Here is a 15417-nt window from a genome sequence, read left to right on the forward strand (position 1 = left end):
CCCCTTTCTATCGATGATTGTTTCCTTATTTAAAAATACAAATATAAAGTATTTCTAGAGTAGTAATCCTCCTATTAAACCCGATTTCAAATAGGTATGTGAACAGTTAAATGCACAAGGGTTAAATTAATTTTTAAAAATGTATTAGGAAGAGCTGTGTCTTACTGTACAATTAAACATTCATATGTCTCCTTAACGCCTTTATAGACTCTTTAGGTATTTTAAATCATTATCATCTAATGCAAACCATTCATCACCATTATTTTTAGAAGAATGTATTCCAGATACTTTTTTTGAAGAAAAATCCCTATGCAATTTAGATTCAAGGTTTATTAATCGTTCTTTCTCATTTAAAGTTTGGAAGTCTGTCTTTTTACTGTTTCTCCAATGAATTTTATTATTTGTAATCTGTTCTTCAATCTCGACACTATATTCAATAAAATGTAATAGTTGGATTTTAGTGATCCCTTTAAAGTCACTAATAAGTCCTTGAAGACGTGTTTTAATATTCCTTGTATAGCCAATCTTATAAAATCTTCTATTTTCACATAACTGATCCTCAATATTATAGATTCTAATTTCTTCCGGAAAATAACCAGTGCATATGTAGATACCAGCTGCGTTTTTGACTTCTTGTGGACAAAAATGTAATAAACGCCCTTCTTTTAATTCCTTTTCTAGCTCACTTTTTTCATTTTCGAATTTTAAAAATTTAGTTCTATGTTCTTCTGATAACTTTCTAGTCCTTTCTAATAAAGTTAACCATTTATCTTCCATTAATAGCATTTAGAAACTCTCTTTCCTTTAAAATAATATCGAATATTATCTACATCATAATCATCCAGAAGAACATATATACATTTTTATTACTATTTGTGCAAATTTCCTCCTAACCCTTTTTAAATAGATAATTTTATACAGTGTGATGTATGTACTAAATTTAATTCTGTTGAAGCCTTCTGTAAGCTTTTTAGTATTTTCTCCTTTTAACGATAAAGTGTTTTATATTCTTTAACGTAGGTAGTGATTTTGGACATTCCTAGAGATTATGGATTAGTACCTTATTAATTGCAATTCGACAATAATGGTTATAGACAAAAGACAAACCAAAAATTCCCAAAGAGTAGTAAGTGTAGGTATTTTGTAGTCAGCTGAAGCTTAACGCTGAAATAAGGCACATATGGAAAGATAAACGTATCCAAGATTTGAATGGAAAGTTTGAAGGCTATAGGATTTATTACATTTAATTTGTGTGTACCTTTATATTGGATCCATTTTTAAATTTACTGTTCATTTCATCCATAAAACACCTTTAATAAATTATACGAAGATTTATTTTAAAATTTAAATTAATTCCTATCACAATAATTATGCTAGGATAAAATCAAAGGAATAGGTGCCGAGTTTGGTGCCCATTTTAATAAATTAAAAGATACTACAAAACATTAGCAATAATAGGAACCCTATTATAATGCACTTTTGAAGGCTATAGGTTATTAGGAATAACAACCCATATAGAACTTTAAAATATAATGCAGCGTGGGATTGTGGATTATTTGGAAGCACAATTGGTTGTTGTTTTGGTTCAAATCCAAAGGCTTTTCTAACACCTATCCCTCTTTGTTCCAGCCATTCTTTAGCAACTATTAAATCATTTAATTCAACATGGAATGCAATGTGTCTTAATGAAGGATGGTAAGGAGTCTCAACTTTATCTGTTTCCCATAGACCAAGCCAACTCTTTCCCTTTTCAATCCAAAAAAATGTTACTGCTTCACCCTGATGGGCTAACTCTAATCCTAAGTTACTATAAAACTCAACGGATTTAGATATATTACTCACTGGTAAATGTGCTTCATAAATACCTTTAATCATATGTGAAAAACTCCCTTTCATTTTATTTTAAATATAGATACTTCCATTAATTTGCTTATTCCAGTAACCTGCCTCTTTAGCACAATAGGAGTTATCAGATTGACAACTCCTTTTTAAATATTCGCACCCTTTACTTTAATAAAAACATATTATCTTAATTAAGATTTTTTCATATATTCTCGGATATTAGAATGTAATAGAATTACTGCAATTAACAATACTCCCTCCCAGGATAGAGCAAACTCCCAAAGGCTTCCTAAAATGTGTAAAAATCCACCGATTAGTTCCATCATTAGTAGTAAAGGAATTGTTAAAAGAAAATTTTCAGTTGGGGCTATATTTTGTTCCAAAATCATATTTAGAAATTCGCTAAACCTATATCTTTCTTGTGATATAGATAGCAAAATCACCCCAGTAATTATAATCCACTTTTTCATTATTTTCTCTCCCTCCCAAAGAATTGATTTGTTAAAGTATCTGCCCTTTAACACAATAGGAGCTGCCGTATCGACAATTCCTTATTAAATATTTGTTAGCAATAGGTAAGCATTTGAAGTTATCTCCAGCTTTTCCCCTGCTCCACACGAAATGTGACAGTTTCCCGTCATTTCGCGCTCCATCTAACGCTATGTACTTAGACTATAAGTTCCTCGTTACCCTTAAACAAGAAGGTTCCTACTACTCTACTTGTTAAGAGCTCGCACTGCGAAAAATCTCGCATTCCTACCCGATCGGTGCGATGAACGCTTGGAAAATAATCATTCCATTTCGTTAGACTTGGGGCTGTTCCTCCACTCCCATTACAGGAGATTCATCAGTCGTACCCCTACCTTCGCAAGAATAGATGCATTTCAGCTTTTTGCCTTATAGCAAACGTTTCGGATGACAGTCCTTGTTTCAACGTTTCCTGCTTCCCAAGTACCTTACAACGTAGCTATCCATTCTAGACGTAGGTGCTTCCTGTAAGCCTGTGAGCTTGATACCGCCGTTGTTCGGTATAGTGTATTTCAGAGGGAGCATTTTTACTCTACACCACTCACCCCAACGTTGGTTGGGACATAGCTTTACACTATGTTCTAACTTTAGACCTGTACATTCGGAAGTTTGTCAGTTCACTTCTATTGGAACATTCTCACCTTATCTAGTTTTTCAGCCATGCGGCATATCAGTTAGCGTACCTTTTCCAATGGAATGGCTCTAGCCTTCCTTCTGCCGAATCTACCTGTGCTTCGAACCCCATAAACTATCATTCATGACGCACGCAGGAGTATTGATGGGATAGTTTCAAGAAACATGGTTCTCTCATTCCTATCCTCCGTTGTAAAGTTAAAGTTTATCTAGTAAACTTCCTGTATTTTCACGCAGCAAAGCGCTTATAACAGAACTTGTCGCGCGCTCCCGTTAGTTCAATGACATAGTAAGTTCATTAAAGAAGTTTGGAAAGACAAAAATTAAAAATAGTCCGAAAAACATCAATAAGATATATTTCTTTCTGTCTTTTCCTTCTTTTAATTCCCAAAGTCCTGTTGTTACTAAATATAAACCGACTACCGTGCATAATATCTGTAAAATGTACATGAAATTCATTTTTCTTCCCCCTAACAAATGCTCCTTAAATAAATTTTACCATAAAAAACCAAACTCCTATTAAATAATCCTGCTCTTTAACGAAATAAGGGCTGTATCCCTTGTTCCAGATAAGCTCCCAATAGTTGAATAATTACTATTTTGCAGCTTCCTTATTTTGCAAATTATCTTTTAAGTCACTCCAGTGTTTATAAAATTCCGTATGGTTCGAAAAACTCTGTAAAGTTTTGCTTTTCATATTCTCTGAAAGAAACACCATATCCTTGGAAATCATTTCTGCCCGTTCTTTAAGCCTAATTGAACGCTCTCCTAACTTTATTTGTTCTAAATCGTTTGAAATCGTACTATGATAATGAATTAGAAACTGTGCTAAATTAGTAAAGTTTGAGTTAGATACATTACCTAGACTAATCTTATAGTATTTTGTTGCTGGTCTTCCCCAAAGTAATCCTTCTGCCTTTAAGAATTCGTTATTTAAAATGTTTGCAGCATCTGAAGCCTCATTATCCCACTCAGCTATAAGACGCTCTGAACGATAAGCTAGCTCCTCAAATTTCGATTCAATACTCAAAAAATCCCTTTCTTGCTGCAAGTTTAAAAGGGTATTCGCTACGTACCATTGATACGCGAGAATAATCACAACAATTATTAATACGACAAAACTTACGATGGTAACTCTTTTTTTCATATATACCTCCAGTATATCCAGTAAAACGTTGTACCTGACAGTTCTACATTTGCACCCGTTAGGTGAATTATTTTGCATTAAATGGAATTGCGTATATTGCTTCTCCTTCTTCCCAACTAGCGTGAATTACATATACATAATTACCTGATTTATTTGGAAGGTTTATTTTGTTATTTGTTCGAAGTATATTCACCATTATTATCCTCCCATATTCCTCCTTCCTTTTTAGAAGGCTGGTAATCAAAGGTAATCACTAACTCTGCATTAGGTGAAACTTCATTATTTTCTAAATCCACAACGAGATTTGATGGTGTTGGTGAATCAGCATTTACAGCTTTGTTATCATTAGACCAAGAATAAGTACCTCTTTTATATGATACTTCCTTACCATCCACTGTGAAAGTCGGTTCTGGTGGCTTCAGTTCTTCATTCATTTGATTATCACAAGATACTAAAACAAAACAAAAGAACAGCATTATCAATATGTATAACAAACTCTTTTTAATTTTAATTCCTCCTCTCTGTACTTAATGAGACGTTAATTTTTATATTTCTTTTCATCAACCTTCTTCTTCCACTAACCTGCTCCTTTATTCCAATATATAATGGCTTCTGATTAGCCGGTTAATCTCATTTAATAAAAAACCATAACAAGCGAAGTCCGCAGGTTGCATGAGTTATCGATTATCGAGATGCGCTGGGACGGTTCTAGTTGCTTCGCCATTACAAAAGAGTCACTAATCGAGAACAAAAAGAGGCTTCTCAATAGTTTATATAACTAATGAGAAGCCTCTTTTAATTTACATTATGTTAGCATTTTGTTAGCAAATTTCTTAAGAACGCTTATATACCAAGGGTTTGAGCAGCAATCACATCATGCCGCCCCCCTATGGTGAGAGTGTGTAATATCTTTAACTTGATGTGCATAGAGTGCGGTATATCAAGGTTTTGCTAAATTTTGTCTGTAACATCTTTAACGGGATTTTACCGTTTTTTACTGGATTCCGTTAGCAAAATGTTAGCTATTTAAAGCACATTGTCTATTAATGTTTTTCACACACTCCACATGAAACTCTATTCAGAACTACTTAAGAAAATTTAGTGCTCTTTTTTATATTACAACGATGATTAACTTTCTAAATAATCCACCACATCTTGTTCTAGCTTGACTCCCAGTCCGTTTTTCATTAACAGCAAGATGTCCTTTACTACTCTTTGTTCATTATCATCTATTAGTGACTTTAACTTTTCATCTATTTCATCTGTACTGCTAAAATTAATCCTTTGCTTAATATACCTATCTATCCAAAACTTCTTAAAGTATGGAATTAGTATCATGTCAGTACCAAACTCATCCTTATTAAACGCTTGTTCTAATACTTGTAGGACTTTACATTGTAATTCTAGTGCCTTTTCGGGTGTCGAGTGATTAGACATAGCTAAATATGCTAAACATTGTATTGTAGTTTTATAATCCTCAGTTACATTATTAGCTAATTCTATAATTGCACCGTCTTTTGTTGCAGGAACAACAGCTTCTTCAAAAACTTTCTTTACTAAGTCCCAAAATTTTGAGTGGTCATTATATTCTTTATCCGCATAATCTAATACCCGTTTTTGAATAGTATTAGCATCTTGAGAGCTCTCAAGATTAACTGTACTCATATATAACATAACCTTTGGTAGACTAATATGATTAGCATTATAGAAGGCATTCTTCTTAACATTCGTTTCCGCCTGAAAAGCAGTCTCTTTATCAATTCTTTCTTTAGTATCTTGGGTCCAACCCTTTTCATAAAAGACCATGCTAGCCCTTAGCAATTCTTGTCCTCTTATAGATGTTTTTATTGCTTCTTCTACTTTATCATCCGATATAAGATAACTAATTGAGTTAATTAAATGATAAGTGGAAATAGCGTTTTCAATATTATATGCATCTATGATTTTTAAGCCAGAATACAACCACTCTTTAGCCTTAACATATTTTTTCATTCCATCAGCTAATAAGAAAAACAACGTATGAACATGAAAGGTTACACTTTCTTGAAAAAAGTTAGTTAACTCTTCACTTCTAGACATAAAAGCACCTATATAAGGTTCCCAGCTATCTTTTCCCTCTTTTGGAGGATTGCCAGTTCTAATTATAGAGCTATAATAGCCTAATACATGCCCTAAAATACTAAAGGTATTCTTCCAAGAACTATCTTGAAATTTATTTTCGTTTAATTTTTTTAGAGTATTTTCCAAAGCCTCGAAAGACTCATAGAGTTTTCCTTCTTTCCACAAGCTAATTGCTAAGTCACCATATAATCCTGCTTGTTTACCTTCATCAACAAATTCATAGTCCTCAAATATCTCTATAGCCTTTTTTACCATAGGTGTTGCATTTGCTGGCCCATTTATATTATCTTCACAAACTGCAAGTTCTAAGTAAGCATCTACTCTTTCTAAATAATATTCATTTACTGTAACTGACAATGCTTTATAATAATAAGGTAATGCTTTGTCATAATCCTTAACTATAAAGAATTGTTTAGCCAATATAGAGTTAATTAAAAAAACAGACTTATCATCTACAACATTACTTAAGTAATTATCGCCTAAGTTTTTTGCAGTCTCTAATTTGTTCATATATTCAGCAAGAACAATTATTTTAGACCTTACTACACAAGATGTCATTAAGTGAAGTTCTACATTTTCAGAAAATCCTTCCAGTCTATTCAGATACTCATAAATTAAAGACCAATCTTGTTCAGACTTATCCTTTTTATGTTCTCGCATCCATATATTCGTTGGTATTGCTAAACAACCAACAGGATACAATTCCCCTTTTGAAGCTGTAGACAGTTGATTTGGTGATAAACTCTTCACCATTTCCATCCACTCATCAACCATTTCTATATTATCTAGTCTATGAGATAACATCCAAATAAGTTCTTCTATATCCCCCTCCACTTCTACTTTGTCTAGAATATCATAATCGAATTTATTTAGAGCTTCTTTCATGTAACGTAATGAAGATAAAGTATCTGTATTCATAAAATGAATGGATAATAATATTGAAGCATAAGAAAGTGTTAATGAAATATTACTCTCATGATGATGATTACTTATATACTCATTAACTTCTTCTTTAATATAAGTGTTGTCCTTATTGAACTTGTCCAATAAAATCAGTTGCTTAGTTCTAATAATCAATTTCAAATCAAAAGTAATATCTTCAGGTAATGGAGTTTCTCTCCATAAGGATGTAATCCCCCAGTAATCCTCAGACAAATTTTCCTCTTCTAATGAAGTAAGTAAATTAAGATAAGCGAATGCAAGATTATTATATTCTTCAGCATTTAATAAATGTGTAATTAGTTTCATGCCTTCTAAGGGGGTTAAGGTTCCTTTACTAGATATATGAGAACCTAACCTACTGTGTACAGCTTTTTTCACCTCGTCTTGTAGGTTTTTTTCACCGATTTTATTAACTAAGGGGGATAATTTATATTGCTCCTCCTCCATGGAAACCCATTTCCCCATCAACTTGTGCAGACGTTCATATGGATGGGAAATATTCGGTGTTACATCTGAAATAATGGTCAAAACAGTAGTATCAAATTGTTCATTGACTACAGAAAGTCTGTAGAGCATTTCCTTTGCGTTTTCATCATCAATACTTTCCACAAGTAATTTCTGAATTTCATGTATAAGGTCGTTGGCATAATCTCCTTTAGTAATGGTCTCAAATACTTCTTTTGACATATCCCAATCATGATATGCTAAGTATTCTGCAATCATATATAACAAGCTAGGATTATTATGAGTTATTGCAGCAAGAAAAGTTGAAAGATCTCCTGCCATTTTTGTAGAAGCACCTTTATTAATTAACAATTCTTTTATTTCACTTTCTTTAAAGTCCGGTATATTCCTTGAAACTATTGTATTTCTTCCTAACTGATGTTTTACCTTAACATTCAAATCCTGACTCGCAGATGTAAATAACTTCACACCTTTTCTGCGGCACATCTGGATAAATTTAACTATCACATCATTCAAACTATTTTGAAATGCACTTATAGGTAAATCATCAACTAATATAACATCACCTTCATTGAATTTAGAAAGTGCTTCATTGTACCAGTCTCCGTTACTATTCATATTAGTATTTGTACTAGCCGCTAGAGAAGTTTGAAATGTTGCTACTGCTTGTTCATTACTCATACATGTCATGCTAATCCAAATTACTTTGCCATTATATCTATCTGAAATTAATGTTAATAACTGTGTCTTTCCAGTGCCCACACCTCCATATAAATGGCACCAAGAATGCTGTTCTATTGAATTTACTAAATGGTCAACAACCTCGACTCGATGAATTCCATCTAACACTAAAGTTGGAGGTTTATAGTCAATATTTGCTGAAGAAAGTTTATGAATATTTAATGGTATGTCAGAACTTAATTTATCTTTAAGTACATCTATACTCTTAGAAAAGGTATGAGATATGAAACCCTTAAGACCTTTTAAACCTTTTTTTATATCTTCTTGGTTCTTTTTAATTTCCTTCATATGTGCTTTATCAGTTAGTATTTTATTTAGAAAAAAATCACTATACATCTCATCTTTTAAAAAGTATATAAAATCAGCAATGGCTTCTGCTGTTCCATCTTTATACCCATCAAAACTAACACCTATAATATCACTGGCTTTCAAACTATCCTCACTATAAAACATTGACCGTATCGCAATATCTATGTTTTTTTGCCTCGATAAAAAACTATTTAATTCACTACCGAACTCATCTTTATATTTCTTATAGAAACGTTTTTCAGCTTTCTCATAAGCTTCTTGTACTTTTCCACTTACTATCTCTTCATTTCCAAAAATAGCATCATAGCCTAAGTTAGCAATAATTCCAGTTACTATTCCTCCGACAGCACTTCCCACTACCATGACACCCCTCCGTAACTTCTTAGTAACCCTGAGGAACTAACATTAACTTCCATATAATTTATTTTTAATTATATCATTAAATATCCCTTTTAATGCTATAAGCGCTTACTTCAAGTAAAAGGTTATTACTATAATAACATCCACATTTTTCATTAATAAAATAGAAGCGGTATAAATCCGCTTCTGTAAGCTAAAATTCGATATCTTCTTCCTCTACTGTAATACAACACCTACTTACTACTTTCAAATTCATTTTGTTCTCCTGAATACCCCTTAATATGATTAAACCCGTTATGGAATATTGGTCTGAGAAATGTTTTGGAGTACAGAAAGAGGCTTCTCAACAGTTTAATCAACTAATGAGAAGCCTCTTATATTATTTCACTATGTTAGCATTTTGTTAGCAAATAAACCAAAAATCTTTATATATCAAGGGTTTGAGCGGTCATCTCATCATGCCGCCCCTATGGTGAGAGTGTGTAATATCTTTAACGATGTATTACTAAAGCGCGGTATAACAAGGATTTGTTAAATTCCGTCTGTAACATCTTTCACGGGAATTTATCGTTTTTCATTTTATTGTGTTAACAAAATGTTAGCATTTTATTAGTACAATTATCAATTAAATTTCAATCAAGTCCAAAGTTAATAAAGATAACCAGTTAATGTATTATTTTTAGTAAATTTCCTACTGAACAGTATCCTTGAACTGCGCAGCAAATGACTTTGTATTATTACACTCCGTTTGTAATAAGTATTATCGAATATTACTTGTTGTAAATAACATACCAGTTACAGGATCTAAATAAATTAAGTCAACAGATTCACTTTTAATGTGCTGCTAGAACCGTCCCCATGTGCCTATCTCCGTCTGATATTGCTCATTTCAAATCCACTTTTGGGTAGGGTTGGCATTTCATCTAAGCTATAGTTTAAGTCTTGGTTCGGGATGTCGTAATTAATTCTTTTAACTAGAAACTCTAACGTTGCTTTCATTACCTCGAGCGTAACACCTTCTCCAGGACAACGATGCCCTTTAGCAGGGTCACCCCCACCCTGTGGAATAAAATTATAAAGACTGCCATTCCAATCTTTGAACCGACTTGGTTTAAACTCGTTAGGTTTTTCCCATAACCTTGGATCATGGTTTGTTCCATACATATCTAAAAATACAACTGTTCCTTTTTTAAATTGAAAGTTTTTCCAATTAAAATCATTTCGGACCTTAGCACCTACAAATGGGCCAAAAGGATAAAAACGTCGAACTTCGTGAATAAACCTTTCCATGTCGTCACTGGTACCAGTCTCAAGCTTTTCTTTTTCATCTCTATATTGATAAAGAGCTAAGGCAGCGAATGTAATAAACGTTGCATTCGCCACAATTGGTCGTAACACGTTAATGAGTTCTACTGCTGCCATTTGGGTATCCAATTGTGTTCCATCAGGTTGTTTAAAAAATGCCATTTCATAAAGGGCTGTCCCTTTTTCCGATTGTAATTTTCCAGTTCGGACGTTATCGATGACTCCTCTAATCCATACCTCTGCTCGATTACGTGCTCTTCTACCTTGCCAATGTTCTGGTCCAACTTTTCCAAAGGCATAAATCATCGAAATAAAGTCATTGGCACGGTCCGTTATTTCTGACTCAGCTAGAGGAACCCCAGCCCACTGGCATACGACATTAGTTAGGATATTCTTCGCTTCCTCAAAAAGTACAATCCTTTCCGCATTCTCCCATCGTTCTAAGGCAGATTCCCAATGCTCACGAGTAAGCTTAGCAAGCTGTTGTTGGTTAGGCGGAGTTAATAAGGACATAAAAAGTAATTTCCGATGTAGATGCGCTTCCCCATCCATCGTTTGAATACCATTTTTTCCAAACAACGTTTCCTGTACGCGTTTTGGAGCCGCTCCTTTTCGTTGGAACTTTTCTGGATCATAAAACACTTTTGCAGCTTCTTCCCCTCTCATACAAATAGCATTTTTGCCTAGTACACGAGCTTCAAAAATATCTGATTCATATCGTTTTACTCGATTCTCGATAAATAGATAGCCTTCTCTTAATAACGCTAGACTGTTATCTAAACTGTCATCATGCGGAAGCGATTGATTCGTTACCATATTTTCGTTCTCTCCTTCGTGTTATCGTAATGATTCATGATCTTCGCTTAGTTGCTGCTAATGCTAATGCCCCTAATCCAATAACTGCCATGGTAGAAAGGATCGGATGTTTACTAGCTTTCACATAAAGACTCTCTGAACGAATCCAGCCGGTATTCGTTCCCCGTTCATGTAATCCGTAACCAGCTTGGTATAAGGCACTATTTCTATTCAAAGCTGGTCTGTTTGCGTACTGAGTAGGTGGCATCAAAAATTCAATGAGTCGATCAGTAAGTCGTGGAAGAAGTGTGCCCATCAGTTCTAGAAGTTTAGCTTGCGAGCCTACGTACATATCTCTTTTTGGGTGTTCTACAGCGAATAGAATTGCTTCTGCAACAGCTTCTGGTGGATAAATCATCCCTTTATGTACCGGGTGCTCGTTTAAATAACTGGTGGCATGCTCATTATACGGTGTATCGATTCTTCCAGGATGGATCAACGTAACGGAGACAGGGACATTTTCTTTATCTAATTCCATTCTTAGACTTTCTGTCCATCCATGCACAGCAAATTTAGTAGGGGCATATGTGGATTGAATGATTGTCCCTCGATCGCCGAAAAGACTACCAACATTGATTAAGGCACCTGTGACTCCTCTTTCTTTAAAGTGGCTCACAGCAACTCTACTCCCATAAACGACACCCCAATAGTTGGTATCGTGCATCCGCTTCATGTCATCAATCGTTACATCCATCGCATAGCCATAGATCGTAACACCAGCATTATTCACCCATGTGTCAAAACGTCCGAATTGTTCAATTGCCTTTTGGGCAATTTTTTGGACATCCTCTTCACGTCCCACATCCGCTTTTACATAAGTCGCTGGATACCCTTTTTCTCTCAGTTCTTCTGTGACTTTTTTTAATGCCCCTTCATTTCTAGCAGCCAATACGACCTTTGCTCCTTTAGAAGCCGCCATTCTTGCAGTGACCAGCCCAACGCCACTAGATGCCCCCGTAACAACAATAACTTGGTCTTTTAATTGCTTTAAGGGCGAGTTACTTCTTTTCTGAATTGTTGTTGTTTGATAATTCCATTGCTTGTTCTTTAGTTCTGCCATTCCTTTTAAATCTATCACCTTGTCATAATATTCATTTTTTTCATCCATCATCTCAATTCCCAAGGATGTACCCCCTTTTTCTCAAAATCTTAACCTCAGTATTTGTAATCAATTAAGAAAAATACATGGTTTACATACTAAATTTTAGTTAATTTCCATCGGTTTATTTTTTAAAAGGTAGGGGAAGTTATGGATGTTCTAAAATGTCATGAAAATGAAATGACACATAATAAAGAAAAAGGAAGTGGGATTAAATTGGAGCTTTCTCCAGCGATATATCATCGATTAATTCGACCTAAATGGATTAATCAGATGTATATTCATAATAGAATTCAAAAGCATCTAAAACTACACGACAAAAATGTACTTGATTTTGGAGCAGGAACAGGTGCGAACTGTAATCTTTGTAAACCTGGCAAATATGTAGGAATTGATCCGGATGAGAAAAGGATACATTTTGCAAAAAAGATTTTTCCTGAATACGATTTTGATTTATTCGAAAACGATGAAATAAACGTTAAAAATAATTCGATTGATGTAATTTTGATTATTGCCGTGTTGCACCATATTCCTCCTGATAAAATTAGGAGTTATGTAAAACAGTTTAAACAAAAACTAAATCCGGGTGGGAGAATAATAGCAGTTGAGCCTTGCTTCTCTAAGAAAAGTAAAATTAGCAACTGGTACATGGATAAAAGTGATAATGGATCTTTTATCCAAAACGAAGAAGGGTACTTTGACTACTTTAAAAGAGAAGGATTCCAATGCGAAACGATTCAAATGTTCAGAAAATTATTTCTCTATAATGAACTTTTCTTTACCGCTTATTATCCGAACAGTTCCTTTTTAAGTGATAATCAAAAGGTTAGATAGTTATGTACTGGGAGATTATTAACGGAAGCCCATGGGTTACAGCGATTCTCATTACTGGACATCTTATAGGATTGGTGTTTGTTATTTTTAACCAAACTAAAGAAATTAGTTCAACTTGGGCATGGATGTTTGTTCTAATCTTTATTCCTATCATTGGATTACTTGCCTATTTGATCTTAGGTCGTCCTCTCAAACACAAAAAATGGTCCGGAATATCACCTGAGGAAGGTGATATTCCGGACCAAGTGTCCAATGGGCAAATGGAGCGGCTTGTCAGTACGCATTTTAATGGCAACGACCTTTTAAACAAATATTCCAAATTGATTGTCATGAATTTCAACTCTTCTCATGCACCACTATCGTTTGATAATGAAATTAAAACTTTTAGTCACGGGCATGAAAAGTTTGAAGCTTTATTAAAAGATATTAGAGCAGCAAAATCTGAAATAAACTTACAGTATTACATGTTTAAATCCGATCAATTAGGGTTGAAAATTCGAGATCAGCTAATCAAAAAGGCAAAAGAAAAAGTAAAGGTTCGTGTTCTATATGATGAGATTGGATCGAAATCAATGGTGTCTTCTTTCTTTCATAAACTAGTTTCTTATGGTGGTGAAGTTCGAGTATTTTTTCCATCATTTTTAGGGGTTATCAATTTTCGGATAAACAATCGAAACCATCGAAAGCATTGTATTATTGACGGGCGAATTGCCTATATAGGTGGATTCAACATAGGAAATGAGTATGTAGGAGCTAATAAAAGGTATGGATATTGGCGAGATACCCACTATAGAATTCAAGGCGAGGCTGTTAATCATATTCAAAGAAAATTTATTTTAGATTGGCGGATTGTTACCAAGAATAAAAAGGATGTATCCAATCAATTTTCTTTTCAAAAAAAAGAACATAGTGGAAAAAGTCCTGTCCAAGTAATAGCAAGTGGCCCTAATTCGAAAACAGAGCACATTAAAAATATGTACATCCAGCTGATTATGTTAGCTAGACATAGCGTCTATATACAAACACCTTATTTCATCCCTGATACAAGTTTTATGGAAGCTTGTAAGATTGCATTATTATCAGGTGTTGATATCCGAATTATGATACCAAATAGGGACGATCATTTTATCCATTGGGCTTCTCGAGGATATCTAGGTGAACTTTTAAATTACGGTGCAACAATATTGATGTACGAAAAAGGTTTCTTGCACGCTAAAACAATAGTGGTTGATGGGGAAGTCGCATCAGTAGGTTCTTCCAACCTTGATATACGTAGCTTTAAATTAAATTTTGAAATCAACAGCCTCGTTTTTGATGAAAAAGTTGCTAATGAACTACAGCAGTTATTTCTTGAGGATAGCAAGGTCAGCAAGGAACTAACATTAACCACGTTCCTCAATCGCCCACTACTCCAAAAAAGTAGAGAGGCATTTGCCCGGTTATTGTCACCAATATTATGATTCGCTTTTTATATGAACGAGTGGAACAAGTAAGTAAATAATACATGTATATAACGGATAGGAGTGAAAATCATGCTGGAAAACCAGACAAATAAACGTATTACCGTGGATGTTCAACGTCAGTCCCAAAACGATCAAAAACTAAAAAATAGCAAAGACAAAACACATTCGGAAAAACTTCGATATGGCCATGCAGACGAAATATATGAATAAAAAATCAAGAGCAATGCTCTTGATTTTTTATGGGCTATAATTGGGATACAAACAATATCTGTTAAATTATACATACTTTAAAAGTCTAAATCATTACAAAAAAGATTATCGTAAAAAAAACTACGCTTTTATTCTGATTCTTTACCGTTATAAAGTTAATTTTTCCAAAGCCTATTTATATCTAGAGGCACATAAATTTCATCACCGTTAATTTGACGGTGCACCAGTGGATTTTCAAAATAGTTCTTCTCTTCCTCTTTTCCTTTTAATCTTGCCCTTGTATCTATCCCATAAACTATATCCCAATAATTATGTTTTTGATTCAAATTCATCTCCCCTTTCTTATGTTCAATAATGGTATTTTTGCTATTCTACTTTGCTTAAGTACTTTCTTTCACAAAGTCATTAAAAGCAAAACATCTGCTGCACAGTATTTGTCTACTACGTATTAAGGAAATGACAACTTTCCTTATTCCACACCGCTAAGGCTATAGTCAATTGTATTCATTCACAAACTCAGGTCAATCATAATTCCATTTATAATTTTCCTACTTACTCATAAG

Annotated in this window: 14 protein-coding genes; 3 read left to right on the forward strand and 11 right to left on the reverse strand. The window is 33.9% G+C overall.

Annotation, left to right across the window (positions count from 1 at the left end):
- Window positions 1–201: 201 nt before the first annotated feature.
- The 10 genes from FCI53_RS18070 to FCI53_RS18110 all read right to left on the reverse strand — a co-directional run bounded on the left by FCI53_RS18070 (window position 202) and on the right by FCI53_RS18110 (window position 12371).
- Window positions 202–786 carry a GIY-YIG nuclease family protein gene (locus FCI53_RS18070; protein WP_138420422.1) on the reverse strand — a complete coding sequence of 195 codons (585 nt, stop codon included), beginning with the start codon at window positions 784–786 and terminating at the stop codon, window positions 202–204.
- A 639-nt stretch (window positions 787–1425) separates the two neighbouring features.
- Window positions 1426–1875, reverse strand: coding sequence for a VOC family protein (locus FCI53_RS18075; protein ID WP_138420423.1), 450 nt, complete (start codon window positions 1873–1875; stop codon window positions 1426–1428).
- Window positions 1876–2033: 158 nt separating this feature from the next.
- Window positions 2034–2312 (reverse strand): hypothetical protein, encoded by a 279-nt coding sequence (locus tag FCI53_RS18080; protein ID WP_138420424.1) that lies wholly within the window; start codon window positions 2310–2312, stop codon window positions 2034–2036.
- Window positions 2313–3276: 964 nt separating this feature from the next.
- On the reverse strand, window positions 3277–3462 hold the full coding sequence (locus FCI53_RS18085; protein WP_138420425.1) for a hypothetical protein: 186 nt from the start codon (window positions 3460–3462) through the stop codon (window positions 3277–3279).
- Window positions 3463–3598: 136 nt separating this feature from the next.
- Window positions 3599–4150, reverse strand: a complete 552-nt coding sequence (locus FCI53_RS18090) for a hypothetical protein (RefSeq protein WP_138420426.1) — start codon at window positions 4148–4150, stop codon at window positions 3599–3601.
- A gap of 67 nt (window positions 4151–4217) precedes the next feature.
- Window positions 4218–4346, reverse strand: a complete 129-nt coding sequence (locus FCI53_RS22085; protein WP_281279561.1) for a hypothetical protein — start codon at window positions 4344–4346, stop codon at window positions 4218–4220.
- Window positions 4321–4584 (reverse strand): hypothetical protein, encoded by a 264-nt coding sequence (locus FCI53_RS18095; RefSeq protein ID WP_138420427.1) that lies wholly within the window; start codon window positions 4582–4584, stop codon window positions 4321–4323. Before FCI53_RS18095 ends, FCI53_RS22085 begins: the two co-directional genes overlap by 26 nt.
- A gap of 694 nt (window positions 4585–5278) precedes the next feature.
- Window positions 5279–9091: a tetratricopeptide repeat protein gene (locus FCI53_RS18100; RefSeq protein WP_138420428.1), complete on the reverse strand. Its 3813-nt coding sequence runs from the start codon at window positions 9089–9091 to the stop codon at window positions 5279–5281.
- An 861-nt stretch (window positions 9092–9952) separates the two neighbouring features.
- A complete protein-coding gene (gene cypC, locus FCI53_RS18105; protein WP_138420429.1) occupies window positions 9953–11209 on the reverse strand; it encodes a CYP152 family fatty-acid peroxygenase CypC in 1257 nt (418 codons plus the stop codon).
- Between the two features lie 34 nt (window positions 11210–11243).
- Entirely contained in the window at window positions 11244–12371 is a 1128-nt protein-coding gene (locus FCI53_RS18110) for an SDR family oxidoreductase (RefSeq protein WP_246050148.1), read from the reverse strand.
- Between the two features lie 126 nt (window positions 12372–12497).
- On the opposite strand from FCI53_RS18110, the gene FCI53_RS18115 reads away from it, so the two are divergent.
- The 3 genes from FCI53_RS18115 to FCI53_RS21575 all read left to right on the forward strand — a co-directional run bounded on the left by FCI53_RS18115 (window position 12498) and on the right by FCI53_RS21575 (window position 14854).
- Window positions 12498–13181: a class I SAM-dependent methyltransferase gene (locus FCI53_RS18115; protein ID WP_138420430.1), complete on the forward strand. Its 684-nt coding sequence runs from the start codon at window positions 12498–12500 to the stop codon at window positions 13179–13181.
- Between the two features lie 2 nt (window positions 13182–13183).
- Window positions 13184–14641: a cardiolipin synthase gene (cls, locus tag FCI53_RS18120; protein WP_138420431.1), complete on the forward strand. Its 1458-nt coding sequence runs from the start codon at window positions 13184–13186 to the stop codon at window positions 14639–14641.
- A 72-nt stretch (window positions 14642–14713) separates the two neighbouring features.
- A complete protein-coding gene (locus FCI53_RS21575; protein WP_171038228.1) occupies window positions 14714–14854 on the forward strand; it encodes a hypothetical protein in 141 nt (46 codons plus the stop codon).
- A 155-nt stretch (window positions 14855–15009) separates the two neighbouring features.
- On the opposite strand, the gene FCI53_RS21580 is transcribed toward FCI53_RS21575, so the two are convergent.
- Window positions 15010–15180, reverse strand: coding sequence for a hypothetical protein (locus FCI53_RS21580; protein ID WP_171038229.1), 171 nt, complete (start codon window positions 15178–15180; stop codon window positions 15010–15012).
- Window positions 15181–15417 lie beyond the last annotated feature (237 nt).

The organism is Aquibacillus sediminis (assembly GCF_005870085.1).
GTDB lineage: Bacteria > Bacillota > Bacilli > Bacillales > Amphibacillaceae > Aquibacillus_E > Aquibacillus_E sediminis.

Bases quoted from the DNA above. Each gene is read 5' to 3' on its own strand.
- FCI53_RS18070 (WP_138420422.1), bottom strand. From the start codon at position 786: ATGCTATTAATGGAAGATAAATGGTTAACTTTATTAGAAAGGACTAGA.
- FCI53_RS18075 (WP_138420423.1), bottom strand. From the start codon at position 1,875: ATGATTAAAGGTATTTATGAAGCACATTTACCAGTGAGTAATATATCT.
- FCI53_RS18080 (WP_138420424.1), bottom strand. From the start codon at position 2,312: ATGAAAAAGTGGATTATAATTACTGGGGTGATTTTGCTATCTATATCA.
- FCI53_RS18085 (WP_138420425.1), bottom strand. From the start codon at position 3,462: ATGAATTTCATGTACATTTTACAGATATTATGCACGGTAGTCGGTTTA.
- FCI53_RS18090 (WP_138420426.1), bottom strand. From the start codon at position 4,150: ATGAAAAAAAGAGTTACCATCGTAAGTTTTGTCGTATTAATAATTGTT.
- FCI53_RS22085 (WP_281279561.1), bottom strand. From the start codon at position 4,346: ATGGTGAATATACTTCGAACAAATAACAAAATAAACCTTCCAAATAAA.
- FCI53_RS18095 (WP_138420427.1), bottom strand. From the start codon at position 4,584: ATGAATGAAGAACTGAAGCCACCAGAACCGACTTTCACAGTGGATGGT.
- FCI53_RS18100 (WP_138420428.1), bottom strand. From the start codon at position 9,091: ATGGTAGTGGGAAGTGCTGTCGGAGGAATAGTAACTGGAATTATTGCT.
- cypC (WP_138420429.1), bottom strand. From the start codon at position 11,209: ATGGTAACGAATCAATCGCTTCCGCATGATGACAGTTTAGATAACAGT.
- FCI53_RS18115 (WP_138420430.1), top strand. From the start codon at position 12,498: ATGGATGTTCTAAAATGTCATGAAAATGAAATGACACATAATAAAGAA.
- cls (WP_138420431.1), top strand. From the start codon at position 13,184: ATGTACTGGGAGATTATTAACGGAAGCCCATGGGTTACAGCGATTCTC.
- FCI53_RS21575 (WP_171038228.1), top strand. From the start codon at position 14,714: ATGCTGGAAAACCAGACAAATAAACGTATTACCGTGGATGTTCAACGT.